Origin of the sequence: Pantoea anthophila (assembly GCF_006494375.1) — a bacterium.
Classification (GTDB): Bacteria; Pseudomonadota; Gammaproteobacteria; order Enterobacterales; family Enterobacteriaceae; genus Pantoea; species Pantoea anthophila.
The window spans coordinates 204,633-222,626 of sequence record NZ_VHIZ01000052.1 but is presented as its reverse complement, the minus strand read 5'-3'; the positions used below and the strand labels follow the sequence as shown (position 1 = coordinate 222,626).

Annotated in this window: 16 protein-coding genes and 1 tRNA gene; 2 read left to right on the top strand and 15 right to left on the bottom strand. The window is 57.1% G+C overall.

Annotated elements, in window-relative coordinates; translation table 11 throughout:
• Positions 1-203: 203 nt before the first annotated feature.
• Together FJW00_RS16340 and FJW00_RS16335 are read right to left on the bottom strand one after the other, a co-directional pair.
• Positions 204-1,169 (bottom strand): sensor domain-containing diguanylate cyclase, encoded by a 966-nt coding sequence (locus tag FJW00_RS16340; RefSeq protein ID WP_140924961.1) that lies wholly within the window; start codon positions 1,167-1,169, stop codon positions 204-206.
• Between the two features lie 287 nt (positions 1,170-1,456).
• Positions 1,457-1,532: transfer RNA gene (locus FJW00_RS16335), tRNA-Phe, on the bottom strand.
• Between the two features lie 223 nt (positions 1,533-1,755).
• On the opposite strand from FJW00_RS16335, the gene FJW00_RS16330 reads away from it, so the two are divergent.
• Positions 1,756-3,075 (top strand): methyl-accepting chemotaxis protein, encoded by a 1,320-nt coding sequence (locus FJW00_RS16330; RefSeq protein ID WP_140924959.1) that lies wholly within the window; start codon positions 1,756-1,758, stop codon positions 3,073-3,075.
• Between the two features lie 26 nt (positions 3,076-3,101).
• Here the strand turns inward: FJW00_RS16330 and mrdA2 are convergent, their stop codons facing one another.
• The 13 genes from mrdA2 to FJW00_RS16265 form a co-directional block, all read right to left on the bottom strand.
• Positions 3,102-4,991 (bottom strand): peptidoglycan DD-transpeptidase MrdA2, encoded by a 1,890-nt coding sequence (gene mrdA2 / locus FJW00_RS16325; RefSeq protein ID WP_140924957.1) that lies wholly within the window; start codon positions 4,989-4,991, stop codon positions 3,102-3,104.
• A 209-nt stretch (positions 4,992-5,200) separates the two neighbouring features.
• Positions 5,201-5,914 (bottom strand): purine-nucleoside phosphorylase, encoded by a 714-nt coding sequence (gene deoD / locus FJW00_RS16320; RefSeq protein ID WP_009087192.1) that lies wholly within the window; start codon positions 5,912-5,914, stop codon positions 5,201-5,203.
• 27 nt (positions 5,915-5,941) lie between these two features.
• A complete protein-coding gene (gene deoB, locus FJW00_RS16315) occupies positions 5,942-7,165 on the bottom strand; it encodes a phosphopentomutase (protein ID WP_058958350.1) in 1,224 nt (407 codons plus the stop codon).
• A gap of 95 nt (positions 7,166-7,260) precedes the next feature.
• Positions 7,261-8,589, bottom strand: coding sequence for a thymidine phosphorylase (gene deoA / locus FJW00_RS16310; protein ID WP_140924954.1), 1,329 nt, complete (start codon positions 8,587-8,589; stop codon positions 7,261-7,263).
• 61 nt (positions 8,590-8,650) lie between these two features.
• Positions 8,651-9,430 (bottom strand): deoxyribose-phosphate aldolase, encoded by a 780-nt coding sequence (deoC, locus tag FJW00_RS16305; RefSeq protein ID WP_140924952.1) that lies wholly within the window; start codon positions 9,428-9,430, stop codon positions 8,651-8,653.
• 209 nt (positions 9,431-9,639) lie between these two features.
• The gene (locus tag FJW00_RS16300) at positions 9,640-10,437 is read right to left on the bottom strand and encodes a TatD family hydrolase (RefSeq protein ID WP_111208152.1); all 798 of its coding nucleotides are present in this window, start codon (positions 10,435-10,437) and stop codon (positions 9,640-9,642) included.
• Entirely contained in the window at positions 10,434-11,486 is a 1,053-nt protein-coding gene (locus FJW00_RS16295; RefSeq protein ID WP_046102541.1) for a patatin-like phospholipase family protein, read from the bottom strand. Before FJW00_RS16295 ends, FJW00_RS16300 begins: the two co-directional genes overlap by 4 nt.
• A gap of 219 nt (positions 11,487-11,705) precedes the next feature.
• Complete coding sequence (locus tag FJW00_RS16290) at positions 11,706-11,867, bottom strand: DUF1328 domain-containing protein (RefSeq protein ID WP_003848537.1); 162 nt, start codon at positions 11,865-11,867, stop codon at positions 11,706-11,708.
• Between the two features lie 98 nt (positions 11,868-11,965).
• Positions 11,966-12,580, bottom strand: coding sequence for a molecular chaperone OsmY (gene osmY, locus FJW00_RS16285; protein ID WP_046102542.1), 615 nt, complete (start codon positions 12,578-12,580; stop codon positions 11,966-11,968).
• Positions 12,581-12,838: 258 nt separating this feature from the next.
• The gene (gene prfC, locus FJW00_RS16280) at positions 12,839-14,425 is read right to left on the bottom strand and encodes a peptide chain release factor 3 (RefSeq protein WP_009087207.1); all 1,587 of its coding nucleotides are present in this window, start codon (positions 14,423-14,425) and stop codon (positions 12,839-12,841) included.
• A 284-nt stretch (positions 14,426-14,709) separates the two neighbouring features.
• Positions 14,710-15,813: a M20 peptidase aminoacylase family protein gene (locus FJW00_RS16275; RefSeq protein WP_009087209.1), complete on the bottom strand. Its 1,104-nt coding sequence runs from the start codon at positions 15,811-15,813 to the stop codon at positions 14,710-14,712.
• Positions 15,814-15,817: 4 nt separating this feature from the next.
• The gene (locus tag FJW00_RS16270; protein ID WP_140924950.1) at positions 15,818-16,294 is read right to left on the bottom strand and encodes a YjiG family protein; all 477 of its coding nucleotides are present in this window, start codon (positions 16,292-16,294) and stop codon (positions 15,818-15,820) included.
• A complete protein-coding gene (locus FJW00_RS16265) occupies positions 16,284-16,952 on the bottom strand; it encodes a nucleoside recognition domain-containing protein (protein WP_009087213.1) in 669 nt (222 codons plus the stop codon). The genes FJW00_RS16270 and FJW00_RS16265 overlap by 11 nt, the downstream gene beginning before the upstream one ends.
• Before the next feature lie 490 nt (positions 16,953-17,442).
• On the opposite strand from FJW00_RS16265, the gene ftnA reads away from it, so the two are divergent.
• On the top strand, positions 17,443-17,949 hold the full coding sequence (ftnA, locus tag FJW00_RS16260; protein ID WP_009087216.1) for a non-heme ferritin: 507 nt from the start codon (positions 17,443-17,445) through the stop codon (positions 17,947-17,949).
• The last annotated feature ends 45 nt before the right edge of the window (positions 17,950-17,994 follow it).

The following is a 17,994-nucleotide window of genomic DNA, read 5'->3' as shown; positions in this document are numbered from 1 at the left end:
ACTAAGCGAAGCGGTATAATTTAAGCATGTGGACAGTGAAGGTGAGGCTTTCGGAATAGTACTAAAAAGTGTTTTATGCGGAGGCTGGCATCAACCCTGCCGCTCTGCGACACAGGCAGGAGTGTGATGAAGTGTAAAAGAGAAGATCGGGTGGGGTGTGCCGTTACGCCTGATGGAGAGCGCGCACAGCCGGGTATATCAGGTCACAGTAATCGGGTAATGTCAGGATCAAAAGCCACACCGCGTTTGCCGTTTTTCTTGATGCGGTACATCGCTTCATCCGCGCGCGCCAGCGCGGTGTCGAAATCATCGCTGGCCTGCACCTGAGATACGCCCACAGAAGCCCCGATCATGGCGTGTCCGTTTGCCATCTCAAACGGCGTCAGAACGGCATCCAGGCAGGCATGGGCCAGCGCTCTGACCTGCGGATGAATGATGGCAAAGGGCAGCAACAGGACAAACTCATCCCCACCGAGCCGGCCGGTGATGACCGCTTCCGGGACGCTTTGCGTCAGCCGCTGACTCAGCTCAATGAGTACTTCGTCACCGCTGCGGTGACCCAGCGTATCATTGACGTGCTTGAAGTTATCCAGGTCGATAAAGACGACACAGAGCGGCCCCTGCGCTTTGAGTTCGCAGAAGGCGCTTTGCAGTGCATGACGATTATTGAGTAATGTCAGAGGATCGTGCAGCGCCAGCAGCGCGAGCTGCTCTTCATATTGCTTCTCTTTGGTCATGTCGATATGCGTGCCGATTACTTTGACCGGCTGCCCCGCTTCATTCCACTCGCTGACCCGGCCACGATCCAGCACCCAGGCGATGCTGCCGTTTTTGGCGATCATACGATGCAGGGCCTCGTAGTAGGGCGCTTTCCCGGTAATGTGGTCGTAAAACGCGCGCAAAACCTCGTCTGCATCATCGGGATGCAGGCTCTCTTTCCAGGATTCAAACGTGGCGTCAGTCTCTTTCGGCTGGAAGCCCAGCATGGCCCCCCAGCGCCGGTTGAAGATCACCAGCTTGCCGCTGGGAATGTCCAGTTGCCACAGAAACAGCCCGGTGCCATCCAGCGCCGCATTGAGTTTTGTCCGGGCGTCATGCGCTATACGCTTCAGCCGCGCATTATGCTTTTTCAGGTTCTGTATCTGCAGACGCAGCGCTTCTTCTGACATGACCGTAAGACAGGATTGAGAAAGGGGTATTGTGCCTGTCAGAGTGATTCTGTAAAGAGAGGCGTATAAAACACGATTAGTCGCGGCCAATTGCAGGCTGAGCAGCATATCAGGCGGTGGCAGTCTGGCAACACAGCACAGAGGCGAGACGGTAAATTGATTTCGCCGTGAAATCTTTCTGGCGGGTGACCGGATGAGTGAGGGAACGCGGGCAAATCAGTGGCGGGTTATGAGGTGGGATGTGGCGCTAAAAAGCAAAAACCCGCCAGAGGCGGGTTCTTTAAATATGGTGCCCGAACCCGGAATCGAACCAGGGACACGGGGATTTTCAATCCCCTGCTCTACCGACTGAGCTATTCGGGCAACGGGGCGCATTAAACCAAAGCGGCCCGGCAGCGTCAAACGCTTTTCGCCAAAATCAGATCGACTGCCCGCTTTTCCATCAACCCGCCCGCTGTGGCTGTTCTGAGACCAAAAACGTGACGGACGTCAGGATAAATTTTCATCAGCGGAGCGGTAAAGACTCCATTGTGCCGCGCGGATGCCGATAAATAAGGCGAATCCCACACTAATAATAAGGATCGCTATGTTTTCCACCATTACATCAGGAATCGCTGCACGTCACAGCTGGCAGAAACGCGCACACTCAGCAGCCACGCTGAGCTCGCTTAACGGATCTATCGCCATGATCGAGTTTTCGCCTGACGGCACCATTCTCAGCGCCAACTCGCTGTTTCTGGCGCGGATGGGCTACACGCTGGCAGAGATAGAAGGCCAGCACCACAGCCTGTTCTGCACCGCAGAGCAGTTACAGTCGAAAGATTATCAGGATTTCTGGCTGCGACTGAACCGGGGAGAGAGCTTCAGCGACAAGTTTCTGCGCGTAGCCAAAAACAGCCGCCCTGTGTGGCTCGAAGCCAACTATGTCCCGGTGCAGAACCGACATGGCCGGGTGATCAAAATCGTTAAGCTGGCCACCGACATTACCGGCCATATCAACGACGCCCAGGAGCAGCGCGCCATCACGACCGCCATTGAGCGCTCTATGGCAGTGATCGCCTTTAACCTCAAGGGCGAGGTGCTCAAAGCCAATGATAACTTTCTGAAAACCATGGGCTACCGCCGCGAGGAGATCGAAGGTATCCATCACAGCCACTTCTGCTCGCAGGCGCTGCGCGACAGCCGGGAATACAGCGAATTCTGGCAGCAGCTCAACCGGGGTGAATTTGTCTCCGGTCAGTTTCCCCGCGTCAACAAGGCCGGTGAGACCATCTGGCTGCGCGCAACCTACAACCCGGTGTTTGACGAACAGGGCCGGCTCTACAAAATCGTCAAATTCGCGACGGATGTCACCGCTCAGGTGGAAAAAAATCAGCAGGAGCATGACGCGGCGCAGCAGGCTTACCACACCGCGCTGCAGACGGATGAGAGTACACGGCTGGGCGCCGATGTGATTGCCAGCAGCGTTCAGACCATGAATGCGCTGGCGGGGGAACTGCAGGGCATCTCCGGCGACATTACCGGCCTGAGCGAGTCATCAGATCGTATCGGCGCGATTGTCGAAGGGATCCGGCGCATTGCCGATCAGACCAACCTGCTGGCACTGAATGCCGCCATTGAGGCCGCAAGAGCGGGCAGCCATGGCCGCAGCTTTGCGGTCGTAGCAAACGAAGTGCGCACGCTGGCGGCGAACATCAACCGCGCGACTACCGACATCGAAAACCGGATACAGCAAAACCACGTGCTGGCGAGCCGCGCGCTGAAGGGGATCGAATCGAACCTGAAGCGCGCGGATCAGGGCGTGCAGCTGGCTCAGGAGGCGGGCGGCGTCATCGCTGAAATCCGCGAAGGCGCAACCGATGTGGTGCGTGCCATCGGCCAGGTCGCCAGAACGCTTAAGGCCTGAGTGGCTGCGGGGGCTGTTGCCCCCTTTTACTGCGCGGTCTGCGCGGTCTGGGTGGCGGACGCCGTCGCCTCTGACGCGGGCGGGATAAAGATATGGTCCAGAATATCCCGCATCACCGGCGCAGCCGTCACCCCTTCCCCGCCGCCATTCTCCAGAATCAGGGCCACCGCGACCTTAGGGTCGTTAAAGGGGGCAAAGGCGGTGTAGAAGATATGGTCACGCAGCCGGACCGGGATCATCTTCGCGTTATAGGTCTGGTTCTGGCGCAGGCTGAAAACCTGCGAGGTGCCGCTTTTCGCGGCGATGCCATAAGGCGCCGTGTGGAAATATTTATAGCCGGTGCCGTTAGGTGAGTTCGCCATGCCAAACATCGCACGGCGCACCAGCGCCCAGTAGGGAGAATGGGGATCGCCAATCTGCGTTTCGCGCAGCGGTGGATGGTAGTTCTCTACCAGGGTGCCGCGCTGGGTTTTCTCCAGCAGATGCGGCGCAATCACCCGGCCGTTGTTGATCAGCGCCACCATCGCTTTCACCATCTGAATCGGCGTCGCAATCCAGTAGCCCTGGCCAATGCCGACGGAGACCGTATCGCCCTGATACCACGGCTTTTTATGCACCTTCTGTTTCCACTCGCGGCTCGGCAGCAGGCCGTTATACTCCTCATTCAGATCGATACCGGTCGATTTGCCATAGCCGAACTGGCTGAGCATGGTGTGAATGCGATCGATGCCCATCATAAACGCCACCTGATAGAAAAAGGTGTCGGCAGACTCTTCAATGGCGCGGGTCACATCCAGCATACCGTGGCCCGTCTTTTTCCAGTCGCGATAGCGCCGGTCGGTGCCCGGCAGCGTCCAGGTCGGCGCGCCAAAGAACTGCGTCTGCGGCGTAATCACATGGGTCAGCAGAGCCGACATCGCCATGTAAGGTTTTACCGTCGAGGCGGGCGGATAGAGTCCCTGCGTGACGCGGTTAATCAGCGGCAGGTTTTTATCCTGCAGCAGCTTTTTGTAGGCCTGATAGCTGATGCCTTTGACAAACGGATTGGGGTCATAGCTGGGGCTGGAGACCATCGCCAGCACCGAACCGTCGTGCGGATCTTCAATCAGCAGCGCCGCACGCTGCCCCGCCAGGCGGCTTTCCACATACTGCTGCAGATGGAGATCCAGCGTCAGCGTCAGGTTCTTCCCTGCCACCGGCGGCACCTCTTTCAGCACCCGGACAATGCGGCCGTGGTTATCCACTTCCACTTCCTGATAGCCCGGCTTGCCGTGCAGCAGCGCTTCGTAATAGCCCTCAATGCCCTGCTTGCCGATGTTATGGTCCGCCGCATAGTTTTCGGCGATCCCCTCTTCATTCAGGCGCTTGTAGTCGCTGTCGTTGATTTTCGAAACATAACCGACCACATGTGCCAGATCGGCCCCGTAGGGATATTCTCGATCCTGATAGGTCTCAAGACTGGCACCGGTGAAGCGAAACTGATTCACCGCAAAGCGGGCGACCTCCTCTTCGGTCAGCTCCTCTTTCAGCACCACCGGCTTGTAGCGGCTGGTCTGCTTCAGCGCATGGCGGAAGGTGTCGATCTCATCGGGCGTCAGATCCACGAGCGGCGTCAGCTCGCGCAGCGTCGCTTCCATGTCGCTGATTTTATACGGCGTCAGCGTGATGGCGTACCAGCTGACGTTACGCACCAGCGGAATGCCGTTGCGGTCATAGATCAATCCGCGCGTCGGCGCGATGGGGATCATCTTGATGTCGTTCTGATTGGAGCGCGTCTGGTAATAGCCGTGATCGCGCACCTGCAGACGGAAAAGGTTCACGCCAAGAATAGTGAAACAGAGACAGACCAGAGCAAAGGCAACTGCAGCACGGCGGGCAAAGAGCTTCTCTTCAGCTTCGAAGTTACGAAAATTCATCAGGGGGCATTATCAGGCGATTAATTATTATCTGTTGTTGCGCACCATAATAAAGCGCGTTCGCGGCGGTGCCAGCACGAAGATGCACAAGCCTCGGCAAAAGTGTGTCATTTGATGTGAATGTTACGGGAGAGCGCGGGGGAGTGAGGCAGATCCCCCGGTTAAAGAGGATCTGAACAGATGGCGGACGACAGCGCCCGCCAGAGGGATTAATCACCCAGCAGGACAGATTCCAGTGCGATCTTAATCATGTCGTTGAACGTCGTCTGACGTTCAGCCGCTGTGGTCTGCTCATGCGTGCGGATGTGGTCTGATACTGTGCAGATGGTCAGCGCTTTAGCGCCAAACTCAGCGGCCACACCGTAGATGCCTGCCGCTTCCATCTCGACGCCGAGGATGCCATATTTTTCCATCACGTCGAACATCTGCGGATCCGGAGTGTAGAAAAGGTCGGCAGAGAAGATATTACCGACGCGTGCTTCAACACCCAGGTTTTTTGCCGCATCCACCGCGTTGCGCACCATGTCGAAGTCAGCAATCGCCGCGAAGTCGTGATCTTTGAAACGCATACGGTTCACTTTGGAATCGGTGCAGGCACCCATACCAATCACGATGTCACGCAGTTTGACGTCAGGACGCACGGCACCACAGGAGCCAACACGGATGATCTTCTTCACGCCGAAGTCAGTGATCAGCTCTTTGGTGTAGATGGAGCAGGAAGGGATACCCATTCCGTGACCCATGACAGAGACTTTGCGGCCTTTGTAAGTGCCGGTATAGCCCAGCATGCCACGCACATTGTTCACTTCAACCGGGTTTTCCAGGAAGGTTTCTGCGATGTGCTTTGCACGCAGCGGATCGCCGGGCATCAGAACAACATCGGCAAAATCGCCCATTTCAGCATTGATGTGAGGAGTAGCCATGGTTTAAATCCTTATTAAAGTGCTGATTTACAGCATGTTCTTGCCATAGTCCATGTCGGACAGGCCAAAGTAGTGTGCAATTGTCTGACCAATATCGGCGAACGTCTCGCGGTAGCCCAGTGAGCCCGGCTCCACCTTCGGTCCGTAGATCAGAATCGGAATGTGCTCACGCGTATGCTCGGTGCCTTGCCAGGTCGGGTCACAGCCGTGGTCCGCGGTGAGGATCAGAATGTCATCTTCGCCGACCAGCGCCATCAGCTCAGGCAGGCGACGGTCAAACAGCTCCAGGCCGCCAGCATAACCGGCGACATCGCGGCGATGCCCCCAGGTGGAGTCGAAATCCACGAAGTTGGTGAAAACAATCGCCTGATCCGGCGCCGTTTTCATCTCCTGGATCGTCGCGTCAAACAGCGCATCCAGACCGGTCGCTTTGACCTTTTTGGTAATGCCCTGCTCCGCATAGATATCGGCGATTTTACCCACTGAAATCACATGGCCGCCTTTCTCATCTACCAGCTTTTTCAGCATGGTGGCTGAAGGTGGCTCAACCGCCAGGTCGTGACGGTTACCGGTGCGCTCAAACTGCCCCGCTTTGTCGCCCACAAACGGACGGGCAATCACGCGGCCGATGTTATAGCCCCCTTCCGTCAGCTCTTCACGGGCGATTTCACACAGCGCATAGAGGCGGTCGAGGCCAAAGGTCTCTTCATGACAGGCGATCTGGAACACCGAGTCTGCCGAGGTATAGAAAATCGGCTTGCCGGTTTTCATATGCTCTTCACCCAGCTGATCGAGGATCACGGTGCCTGATGAGTGGCAGTTTCCGAGGTAGCCCGGCAGGTCAGCGCGCTCCACCAGCTTGTCCAGCAAATCCTGCGGGAAGCTGTTCTCTTTGTCGCTGAAGTAGCCCCAGTCAAACAGTACCGGCACACCGGCGATTTCCCAGTGGCCTGACGGCGTATCTTTGCCCGACGACAGCTCGCTGGCGTAGGCGTAGGCGCCGGTGATCGTCGCCTCAGGGTCCAGACCGGCCGGGAAGCGACCGGTCGACAGCTCCGCGGCTTTGCCCAGACCCAGCGCGGTAAGATTAGGCAGATGCAGAGGGCCTTTACGTCCCTTGTCTGCTTCACCTTTAAAACAGGCTTCAGCGATGTGACCCAGGGTATCTGAACCTGCGTCACCGAACTTATCGGCATCTTTACTGGAGCCAATTCCAAAGGAATCGAGAACCATAATAAAAGCACGTTTCATGCAAGTCTCCTGCGCATTGGCGCGTGACAAGTCAAAAAAAAGCGATCAGATCAGTATACCTGAATGCATCGCGGCTGGCACGGGTTACGGGCCAGTTAGCGGATATCGCTCACACGGCGATAGACAACCGGCGTCTCAGCCGGGGCGCTGTCACCCAGCACCAGCGCGGCTTTCACCGCGGCGGCGGCCTGCTGCCACTGCTCTTCGCTGCTGGCGTGAATCATCGCCAGAGGGCGCTGTGCGTCGGCCCGTTCGCCCAGGGTGATCATGTCGCTCAGGCCGACGCTGTAATCGATACTGTCGCTGGCACGCTGACGTCCGCCTCCCAGCGCCACCACGGCCAGCCCCAGCGCACGGGTATCCATACGGCTGACGATGCCTGGCTGGTCGGCATATACCGGTCTGCTCAGCATCGCCTGTGGCAGATAGGTGTCGTAGCGTTCGACAAAATCGGCCGGACCCTGCTGAGCCGCAACCATACGTCCGAAGCAGTCGGCCGCGCTGCCGTTGTCCAGCACCGCCATCAGCTTCTGACGCGCTTCGGCGTCGCTGGCAGCCAGTTTACCGGAGATCAGCATTTCACTGCAGAGCGCCAGCGTCACCTCCAGCAGGCGCGGATTGCGCTGCTCGCCGGTAAGGAAACGCACCGCTTCACGCACTTCCAGCGCATTACCTGCGGAGGAGGCGAGCACCTGATTCATGTCGGTCAGCAGGGCTGTGGTCTGACAGCCTGCGCCATTGGCGACGCCCACGATCGACTGCGCCAGCTGCTCAGAGGCATCATAGGTTGGCATAAACGCGCCAGAACCGACTTTCACATCCATCACCAGTGCATCCAGTCCCTCGGCCAGCTTCTTCGCCAGAATCGAGGCGGTGATCAGCGGAATGGAATCAACGGTGGCGGTGATGTCACGCGTGGCGTAGAAACGCTTGTCCGCCGGGGCCAGCGAGCTGGTCTGGCCGATAATCGCCACACCCACCTGCTTAATGATCTCGCGAAAACGGTCATCGCTGGGGAAGATGTCGAAGCCCGGAATCGCCTCCAGCTTATCCAGCGTGCCCCCGGTGTGGCCCAATCCGCGCCCGGAGATCATCGGCACATAGCCGCCGCACGCCGCCACCATCGGTCCTAACATCAGTGACGTCACATCGCCAACGCCGCCGGTAGAGTGCTTGTCCACCACCGGGCCATTGAGATGGAGTGATTGCCAGTTGAGCACCGTACCGGAGTCGCGCATCGCCATCGTCAGCGCCACCCGCTCAGGCAGGGTCATATCGTGAAAATAGATGGTCATTGCCAGCGCAGCAATCTGGCCTTCCGAAACGCTGTTATCGCGCACACCGTTGATGAAGAAGCGAATCTCCTCTTCAGTCAGCGCATGGCCGTCACGTTTTTTACGAATAATTTCTTGTGGCAGGAACACGAAAGCCCCCTGGTTCAGAAAAGATGCGGTGGGGAAAGGCGGTCAGCGACCGCCAGAAGGATCAGTAACCGGCTTTACTGGTGTCGCTGTCGTGACCCAGGGTATTCAGCAGGCTCGCCAGCAGGCTGGAGGCACCAAAGCGGAAATGGCGCGCATCGGCCCAGTCGGCGCCCAGCGTCTCTTCCGCCATTTGCAGATAGAGTGCGGCATCTTCCGCGGTGCGCACGCCGCCCGCAGGTTTGAAGCCAACCTGCTCACTGACGCCTTTATCCCGGATCACATTCATCATGATCTGCGCCACTTCGGGCGTCGCGTTGACCGGCACTTTGCCGGTAGAGGTTTTGATAAAGTCCGCACCGGCGTCGATGGCGATTTCTGACGCCTGACGAATCAGAGCTTCCTGCTTCAGCTCACCGGTTTCGATGATCACTTTCAGCAGCACATTCGCTTCCGCACAGGCCGTTTTACAGGCTTTGACCAGATCGAAGCCGACCTGACTGTTCCCGGCGATCAGCGCGCGATAGGGGAACACCACATCCACTTCATCGGCACCGTAGGCGATTGCGGCACGGGTCTCGGCCAGCGCAATGTCGATGTCATCATTGCCGTGCGGGAAGTTCGTCACCGTGGCGATACGAATCTCCGGCGTGCCCTGCTCGCGCAGCGTTTTACGCGCAATCGGAATAAAACGCGGATAGATGCAGATTGCGGCGGTGTTGCCTGCCGGGGATTTGGCCTGATGGCACAGGGCGATCACTTTTGCATCGGTGTCGTCCTCATTCAGGGTGGTCAAATCCATCAGTTTCAGGGCGCGCAGGGCGAGGTGTTTGATATCGGTCATGAGGCTCTCCAAAGAATCGGGGTGCAACCCACCGGCTCGCCGGCGGAATGTTATAATAATAACACTCTGAAGCGGCCTGATATGTGCCAGCAGTCACATAGAAATAAGAAATTGGTGCAAAATTACCACGCAGGCTGTGACAAAAATCGCAGATAACGCGGATTAATGGCCATTATACGTCAGGCGATGTGATGTTACTATTATCACATTTATGGGCGCAGCGCCGGAAAGGCGGGATCGAGCCGGAACAGCTGCTGGCTGTTGTGCCACAGGGCATCGGCAATTTCTTCAGGTGACTCGTCACGCAGGCTACAGAGCACCTCCCACACCCGACGCGCCCGTTCAGGACGATTGGGCTGACCCTGAAAGCCCTGCAGCGGCATATCAGGGGCATCGGTTTCCAGCAGCAGCGAAGAGAGTGGCAGCTGCGCCACGGTCTGACGGGTTTTGCTGGCGCGCTCATAGGTGATGGTGCCGCCAACGCCAATCGCATAGCCCAGCCGGATAAAAGCCTGCGCCTGCTGCAGGCTGCCAGCAAAACCATGCACCACGCCACGGCGCGGCAGATCGTGACGACGCAGGATCTGCGCGAGTTTGTCATGCGTGCGCCGTGAATGCAGGATCACCGGCAGCTGATAGGTTTTCGCCAGCTTAAGCTGCGCCTCAAGAAAGCGCTGCTGCTTATCAAACTGCGGATCGTCGCGATAGAGATCCAGCCCGATCTCGCCGATCGCCACCAGCTTACGCGGTCGCTGTTGCAGCAGCGTTTCAAGCTGGTCGAGATGGGAGGCCTGATGCGCTTCAATCACAATCGGATGCAGCCCCAGCGCGGCATATAAGGCCGGATGCGCCGCGGCCAGCGCAGAGACCCGCTCAAAGCGGCTGGCATCAATCGCCGGAACGATGATTTTCTCCACGCCCGCCTCAGCGGCGCGCGCCAGGCTGGCGGGAATGTCCCCCTCAAACGGCGGAAAGTCGAAGTGGCAGTGCGTGTCGATAAACTTCATGCCAGCGATCCTTTGTCGTAATGCTCATCGTTATCCGCCAGCGGCGGCGTGATAATCTGGCGGGTATCGGGCGCGTTCGCCACCGGGGCAGCCGGCGTGACGATGCGCGGCGAGGTCAGCGGTTCCGCATCGCTCAGCCACTGCCCCAGCGTCGCGAGGAAATAGCGGCCGCAGCGCCGTCCCAGATGATAATCCTGATTCAGTGAGCTGATGCGACTGCCAAGCGCACTGCTGGCCAGCGCATGCGGCGGAAAGATTTCGATGATACGCAAATCATCGGGGGGATTCTCAATGAACTGCTGAATTTCCCGATAGCTCTGCTCGTGCCGGTTGACCACATTCACCATTGGCTGCAACGCGCCGGTGCTGAGCCAGCGCTCCATCCGCCTGAACCATTTCGGCGTGTAGAACATCTGCGACGGCACGGTGCGGATCACCACGATGGTGTCAGCCCCGCGACGGGCCGCCTCCCGCACCGGAATGGCATCGCTGATGCCGCCGTCGAGATAGCTGATCCCCTCCAGATTGACCCCCAGCCGGTAAAAGCCGGGGATGGCGCTGGAGGCTTTGATCAGATCCAGCCAGTTGTCGGCAGTGGGCGTGAAGTAGCCAGGGGTGTAATCGTCACTGCGGCAGGCGCACATATAAAATTCGCGGCCGCTGGAGAACATCTGCTCTGCACTGCTCATCGCCAGCGGAAATTCACTGCGGGTTATCTCAATCAGCCAGTCGAGATCGATAAGATTTCCCCCGCGCACAAAGCGCAGCGGATCGAAAAAGAGTTTGCTGGTGGTATATCGGGTAATGACGCGCCGGGCATAGCCGGGCTGACCACAGACATAGGCAGAGAGATTTTGTGCACCGGCAGAGGTGCCAAGCATCAGCTGAAACGGGTTAAATCGGGCGCGCTGAAATTCATCCAGGACACCGGCGGTGAAAATACCGCGCTGACCGCCGCCTTCACACACCAGGGCAATCTTCTGCGATTTAAAGGGGATCAGTGCCAGAGGTTCAATGGCACCAAGCGTGACAGGAATGCGTATACCCACTGTGCGAACCTCAGAAGGGCTCCGGGCAGGCTGAGGGAGCAATCCGCTTGCAGCGGCAGCATTCCGGAGAACCAGTCCTCTATTCCTTTAACCGGTAAACCTGCCAGGCAGGCTTACCACCGTCGCGATATGAAGGTGTCCCTCTCTTCACGTCTGTCGCTGACGATGACTGGTCTCCGCTCTATGCTTTGCGTTGCATTACACTGCAGGACTCATCGGCTAAAGCTTTTTACGGCCGGTAAACAGGCTGATGAGGAACAGGATAATACCAACAACGAAGACAACTTTAGCTGCCCATGCTGCTGTACCCGCTAAACCGCCAAAACCTAACGCTGCAGCAATCAGTGCGATCACCAGAAAAATAATGCCCCAACGAAACATAAGCCTCTCCTTACCCTATTTAAATTCGAACTGCTTATTTCATCCCCGGATGGGTCTCTTTTATTCGTGCGGCCACAACCGTGACCGCACTGCAGCCATTAAGATTTAACCGTCAGGTCATTCTTAACGCTTTTCACGCCTTCAATGGCTTTAGCGATGCTTTCTGCACGGTCTGACTGTGCTTTACTCGCCACATGCCCTGAAAGCTGAACAACGCCGTCGGTGGTTTCAACTTTAACGTTGCGCGACGGAACAATGTCATCCGCTAATAGCTTAGCTTTAATTTCGCTGGTCGTTGCGGCATCGCCCGCATAACCTTTCACAGAAGTGGTTTTGCTGTCTCTGACGTGTAGTTTGTCGCTGACGGATTTAACACCTTCGATTTTCTGCACCACAGCCACAGCCTTTTCAGCCTGATCCTGTGAGGTGACGAAACCGCTTAAGGTCACGACGCCCTGATGCGTTTTTACCGAGATATCCGTGCTTTTAATGGCGTCGTCATCCACCAGTGCCGCTTTGGCTTTGGCGGTGATGCCGCTGTCATCCATATAACCATCGACTTTTTTCATAGAACTATCGATTTTCGAACCCGCGCTGTCGGCAGTCTGAGACGCTTTCTGAGAAAGTGATTCGTCAGCCAGGGCGCTGCCGCTGATCAGTGCTGAGCCAATCATGGCGGCCATCAGGGTTTTAGCAATCTTAGTCTTGTTCATCGATATCTTCCTTCTATCAGTTAACTCACCCAAAACTGTGGGCGAAACAGCAGCACAGGTGCCGCTGCGTTACAGGACGTAAGGACAAGAGAAGTCTCTTTCGCCGTCCGATAGAATAATCATAGTCGGCATTTTGCGATTTGCCTGGCTAACTGGTTGATCGCACGTTAAAACAGCAGAAAAACAGGGTTTTTAGGAGGAGTCTGTAGCGGGGAAAACAGGGCCATTCCCTGCTGGAATGGCCCGGAAACAGCGCGATCAGTGCTCGCGCGTTTTGCGGAAACGAACGTCCGGATAACGTTCCTGGGTAATATTGAGGTTGACCATGGTAGGCGCGATATAGGTCAGATTATCGCCGCCATCGAGCGCCAGGTTAACTTCGTTTTTACGCTGGAAGTCATCAAACTTTTTCACGTCGTCGCACTCAACCCAGCGCGCCGTAGAGACGTTGATCGCTTCGTAGATCGCTTCGACGTTATATTCGCTCTTCAGGCGTGCGACGACCACGTCGAACTGCAGCACCCCGACCGCACCCACGATCAGATCGTTGTTGTGCACCGGGCGGAACACCTGCACGGCGCCCTCTTCCGACAGCTGAACCAGCCCTTTCAGCAGCTGTTTCTGCTTCAGCGGATCGCGCAGGCGGATACGGCGGAACAGTTCTGGCGCGAAGTTCGGAATCCCGGTGAACTTCATATTTTCACCCTGAGTAAAGGTGTCGCCGATCTGAATGGTGCCGTGGTTATGCAGGCCGATGATGTCGCCAGGATAGGCTTCTTCCACATGGGAACGGTCGCCCGCCATGAAGGTCAGCGCATCGGAGATCATCACATCTTTGCCGGTGCGCACCTGACGCAGCTTCATCCCCTTTTCATACTTCCCGGAAACCACACGCATAAAGGCGACGCGGTCACGGTGTTTCGGGTCCATGTTTGCCTGGATCTTAAAGACAAAGCCGGTGAACTTCTCTTCCTGCGCTTCTACAGTGCGGGTGTCGGTCTGACGTGGCATCGGACGCGGCGCCCATGAGACCAGGCCATCCAGCATATGGTCCACGCCAAAGTTACCCAGCGCGGTGCCGAAGAAGACCGGCGAGAGTTCGCCGCTCAGGAACGCTTCCTGCTCAAACTCGTGCGAGGCACCCTGCACCAGCTCCAGCTCTTCACGCAGCTGCGTCGCCAGATCTTCACCGACGGCGCTGTCGAGTTCCGGGTTATTCAGCCCCTTCACGATGCGCACGTCCTGAATGGTGTGCCCTTTACCGGACTGGTAGAGGTAGGTCTCATCTTTGTAGAGGTGATAAACCCCTTTGAACAGCTTGCCGCAGCCAATCGGCCAGGTGATCGGTGCGCAGGCGATTTTCAGCTCGCTTTCCACCTCATCCAGCAGCTCCATCGGATCACGGATGTCACGGTCAAGTTTGTTCATAAAGGTCAGGATCGGCGTATCGCGCAGACGGGTGACTTCCATCAGCTTACGGGTACGATCCTCGACGCCTTTCGCGGCATCGATCACCATCAGACAGCAGTCCACGGCGGTCAGGGTGCGGTAGGTGTCTTCCGAGAAATCTTCGTGACCTGGGGTATCCAGCAGGTTCACCAGGCTGTCACGGTAAGGGAACTGCATCACCGAGGTCGTAATGGAGATACCACGCTGTTTCTCCATCTCCATCCAGTCCGACTTAGCGTGCTGGTTAGAGCCGCGGCCTTTTACCGTACCGGCGGTCTGGATAGCCTGTCCGAACAGCAGCACTTTTTCGGTAATCGTGGTTTTACCGGCATCCGGATGCGAAATGATCGCGAAGGTGCGGCGGCGTGCCACCTCTTCTAAAAAGGGATTAGACATGAATTCTTCTCAATGGAGCAGCGCGGGTCACAGGCGCTGCTGATAAATCACGGTGGCCGGCAGAACCTTACCGGCGGGTAAACGGTGCCAGAACGATCTTTTATCGTTGGCGGGTCAGCGCGAAGTTACATTGGCGTGAATTCCGGTTACCTGGTCAGCTTTAAGGCGGCATAGCATACAATATTTTGCGCGCGCGGCCTACAGGGGAAGCGGCGGGATTTAGCGGAGATAGCGCGGTGAAAAGTGGCTCAGGGCGGGGCTGACCCGCGCCCGCCCTGTTTTCGTTATCCCAGCACCTTTCTGACGCAGGCTTTGAAGATCTGCACGCCGATCTCCAGCGAGCTGAGGTCAAATCGCATATCGGGATGGTGCAGTCCTGGCGTCAGGTTAGTACCCAGCCCCCAGAACCCCGCTTTCACTCCCGGACGCTTCACCGGATAGTAGAAAAAGTCCTCGCTGCCTGGCGTCGTGCGGGCTGGCAGTGCACCCGCTTCGCCCAGTACCTCAACGATAGCGGCGCGGATCACCGCCGTGGCTTCATCATCGATCTCGGCCGCAGGCATCTCTTTCAGCACCCGGACCTCGGCGCTGGCCCCCAGCGCCGCCACGCTGTGGGTAATGGCGCGCGTCACCTGCTCTTTCAGCTGGGTCATCGGTCCATTCTCCTGAGAGCGCAGATCCCACACCACACGGGCTTCATCCGGCACCGAGTTCGTTACCCCGGCGTCACACAGGAAACGGGTCGCTTTAACGCTCCAGGTCAGGCCGGGAGAGAGATGCAGGGCGTTGACCGCCTGCACCGCCTGAACGGCGGCATCGAGCGCATTCACGCCCAGATGCGGACGCGCCGCGTGGGCAGGCTGGCCTTTAATCGTCGCTTCCAGCGTGCTGCAGGCGGAGTAAAGCACCGCAGGCACCGCCTGCCCCACGACACACTCCTCCAGCGGACGCAGATGGAAGCCCAGAATCATCTCTACATCATCCAGCGCGCCCCCCTCGATCATCGACAGCGCACCGGCGCCCAGCTCCTCGGCGGGCTGAAACAGGATCTTCAGCCGGCCACGTTTCACTGTGCCCTCCTGCAGCAGAGCCGCGGCCGCCGTCAGCACCACCGACGAGTGACCATCGTGACCGCAGGTGTGCCGCGCGCAGGGGACACCGTCGATCACGTGTCCCAGTGCATCCATATCCGCCCGCAGCGCCAGCACCGGCCCCGGGACACCGCTGTCAATCTCCGCCACGATACCGGTGGTGTTGTTAATGTTGCGCGTCACCTTCAGGCCCGCTTTCTCCAGCTGGTCAGCGATATAGGCCGAGGTTTTGAACTCCTGAAAACCGAGCTCCGGGATTTCATGCAGCGTGTGATAATGCTCCAGTACCTTAGTCAAAACGTTACTCCTGAATAAACAGACGCATAACAGACATGGCGATCAGCGCGTTGATGATGCTGACCAGCATCAGCAGCGGCCAGTATTTTTTGGGTACATCGGCCACACCCAGCAGCCGTCCCATATATTGCAGTTGCGATCCCATCAGAAAAATCGCCGGCGCCAGGATGGTGATATCTGCCCCGGTCAGCAGCCCTTTGGTCAGCAGGCTGACCGCCACACCGGTTCCCGCCGACGACGAGAGCCAGGCCGTCAGCAGCACCGTGATCGCTTCACCCGGCAAGCCGAACAGCCCCATGACCGGCGCAAAAACATGGCCAAGGAACTGCATGATGCCCAGCAGATTCAGCACCTCCGCCAGCACATAGGCCATCACCACATTCGGCATCAGGTTGTGGATGGCGATATGAAAACCTTTACGTGCGCCGATAACAAATACGTCAAACGGATTGCTGCTGGCAGTAACGCTTTTATTTTCCATCGATAAAATCCTTCTTATAAACACTGTTTAGCACAGCGCGCGTGATGGCCGCACCGACAAATTTCAGCGCGAACATGACTAACAGCGGAATGATGATCGGCAGCGTCATTGAGGCAAAGAGTGCGGAACCGATGGCGAAGTAGTTATTGATTAACCCGGCCCCGGAATATTGCCAGGCGCTCATGACCACCACCTCTTTCTTACCAATCTGCTTCTGATCGGCCATCTCTTTCGTTAATGCAGCACCTGCGTCGGTGCTTTGCAGGTCGGTGATGAGTGCCAGCCCGCAATGCCCCGGCAGACCCATCAGGGGTCGGAGTAAGGGCGTCAGCAGCCGGTGCGCCGCCCGAATCGCACCGTAGTGGGTAAAGATCTCCAGCACGCCCAGCGCCAGCATGACGGTAGGCGTCAGCGACAGGGCGAACAGGAAGCCGGCTTTGGCACTCAGCCCGCCTGCGCCGAGAAAGGTGTTACTGGCGGGATCTTTCATGGTGCCAAAACTGCCGCCCAGCGTGGTGAAATCAAACGCGCCAAGCCATTTCAGGCCGTCGACGTTATAAAAGAGCCCGGAAAAAAACAGAATGGCAAAAATTAACGCGACATAACTGCCTCGGGTCGCCGTCATTTTCATCGGTGTAACGCGGGTTTCATCTGACATGATTTTCTCCTGATCACCTGACCTGCCCCTGTTCCCTGTCGGGGCAAGTTTCAATATATGGAACTGAGTTCTAAGCAGGATTTATGCCAGTGCTGACGCAGTCAGCCTTTATTCCTGCCCTGTTTCGCCTCTCCGGCACTCCCATCCCCGCGATATGCGCGACTGCACGGAAATTTATTTTTGTATCCGCTGCGAATGCGTGCCTGCTGGCTGTATCCGGTAACCGCGCTCGTATGCCGCCATCAGGGCGATTGCACCAGCAGGATGCTGTACAGGTGCACTAGCGTGGTGCCGTCCCCTCTGTTGTCAGGCCGATAACCTGTAATACAAAATGAGAATTGGTCGCATTCAAATTGCTGAATAATTCTATTTAAATCAAACAGATAAATTGCCCTATTTTGCGAAAAAGGCTTCACATTACTAACATATCTGATGCATAATTCGCCGCATCTGCCTGTTTAATTAACATCTTCGTAAAAAGGATTCGGCCATGCTGACTGCTGAAATGACTGGACGTTTAAACGACCAGCTGAACCTGGAATTTTTCTCTGCCAATCTATATCTGCAAATGAGTGCCTGGTGCTGTGACAAAGGCTTTGAAGGCGCCGCGTCCTTCCTGAAAATGCACTCACGTGAAGAGATGCAGCACATGCAGCGTCTGTTTGATTACCTGAGCGACACCGGCGCAATGCCGGTACTGGGAACCATCGCGGCACCGCCGGTTTCCTTCAACTCACTCAATGAGATCCTGGAGCAGGCGCTGGAGCACGAGCAGCTTATCACCCGTAAAATCAATGAGCTGGCGCATGCCGCCATGACCTCACAGGATTACTCCACCTTCAACTTCCTGCAGTGGTATGTTGCCGAGCAGCACGAAGAAGAGAAGCTGTTCAAAACCGTGCTGGATAAACTGGCGCTGGTCAGCAACAGCGGCAACGGTCTCTTCCTGGTCGACAAAGATCTGGGCCGCATGAGCACCGAGAACCACGCGGAGTAATCTTTTTCAGGTCGGTTCCGACTGCTGACACTTCCCTGGTACGCT

What these genes read in the sequence shown, in the direction of transcription:
- FJW00_RS16340 (WP_140924961.1), bottom strand. Translation starts at nt 1,169, where the DNA reads ATGTCAGAAGAAGCGCTGCGTCTGCAGATACAGAACCTGAAAAAGCAT.
- FJW00_RS16270 (WP_140924950.1), bottom strand. Translation starts at nt 16,294, where the DNA reads ATGGAAAATAAAAGCGTTACTGCCAGCAGCAATCCGTTTGACGTATTT.
- mrdA2 (WP_140924957.1), bottom strand. Translation starts at nt 4,991, where the DNA reads ATGAATTTTCGTAACTTCGAAGCTGAAGAGAAGCTCTTTGCCCGCCGT.
- ftnA (WP_009087216.1), top strand. Translation starts at nt 17,443, where the DNA reads ATGCTGACTGCTGAAATGACTGGACGTTTAAACGACCAGCTGAACCTG.
- deoC (WP_140924952.1), bottom strand. Translation starts at nt 9,430, where the DNA reads ATGACCGATATCAAACACCTCGCCCTGCGCGCCCTGAAACTGATGGAT.
- prfC (WP_009087207.1), bottom strand. Translation starts at nt 14,425, where the DNA reads ATGTCTAATCCCTTTTTAGAAGAGGTGGCACGCCGCCGCACCTTCGCG.
- FJW00_RS16290 (WP_003848537.1), bottom strand. Translation starts at nt 11,867, where the DNA reads ATGTTTCGTTGGGGCATTATTTTTCTGGTGATCGCACTGATTGCTGCA.
- osmY (WP_046102542.1), bottom strand. Translation starts at nt 12,580, where the DNA reads ATGAACAAGACTAAGATTGCTAAAACCCTGATGGCCGCCATGATTGGC.
- FJW00_RS16265 (WP_009087213.1), bottom strand. Translation starts at nt 16,952, where the DNA reads ATGTCAGATGAAACCCGCGTTACACCGATGAAAATGACGGCGACCCGA.
- FJW00_RS16330 (WP_140924959.1), top strand. Translation starts at nt 1,756, where the DNA reads ATGTTTTCCACCATTACATCAGGAATCGCTGCACGTCACAGCTGGCAG.
- deoD (WP_009087192.1), bottom strand. Translation starts at nt 5,914, where the DNA reads ATGGCTACTCCTCACATCAATGCTGAAATGGGCGATTTTGCCGATGTT.
- FJW00_RS16300 (WP_111208152.1), bottom strand. Translation starts at nt 10,437, where the DNA reads ATGAAGTTTATCGACACGCACTGCCACTTCGACTTTCCGCCGTTTGAG.
- deoB (WP_058958350.1), bottom strand. Translation starts at nt 7,165, where the DNA reads ATGAAACGTGCTTTTATTATGGTTCTCGATTCCTTTGGAATTGGCTCC.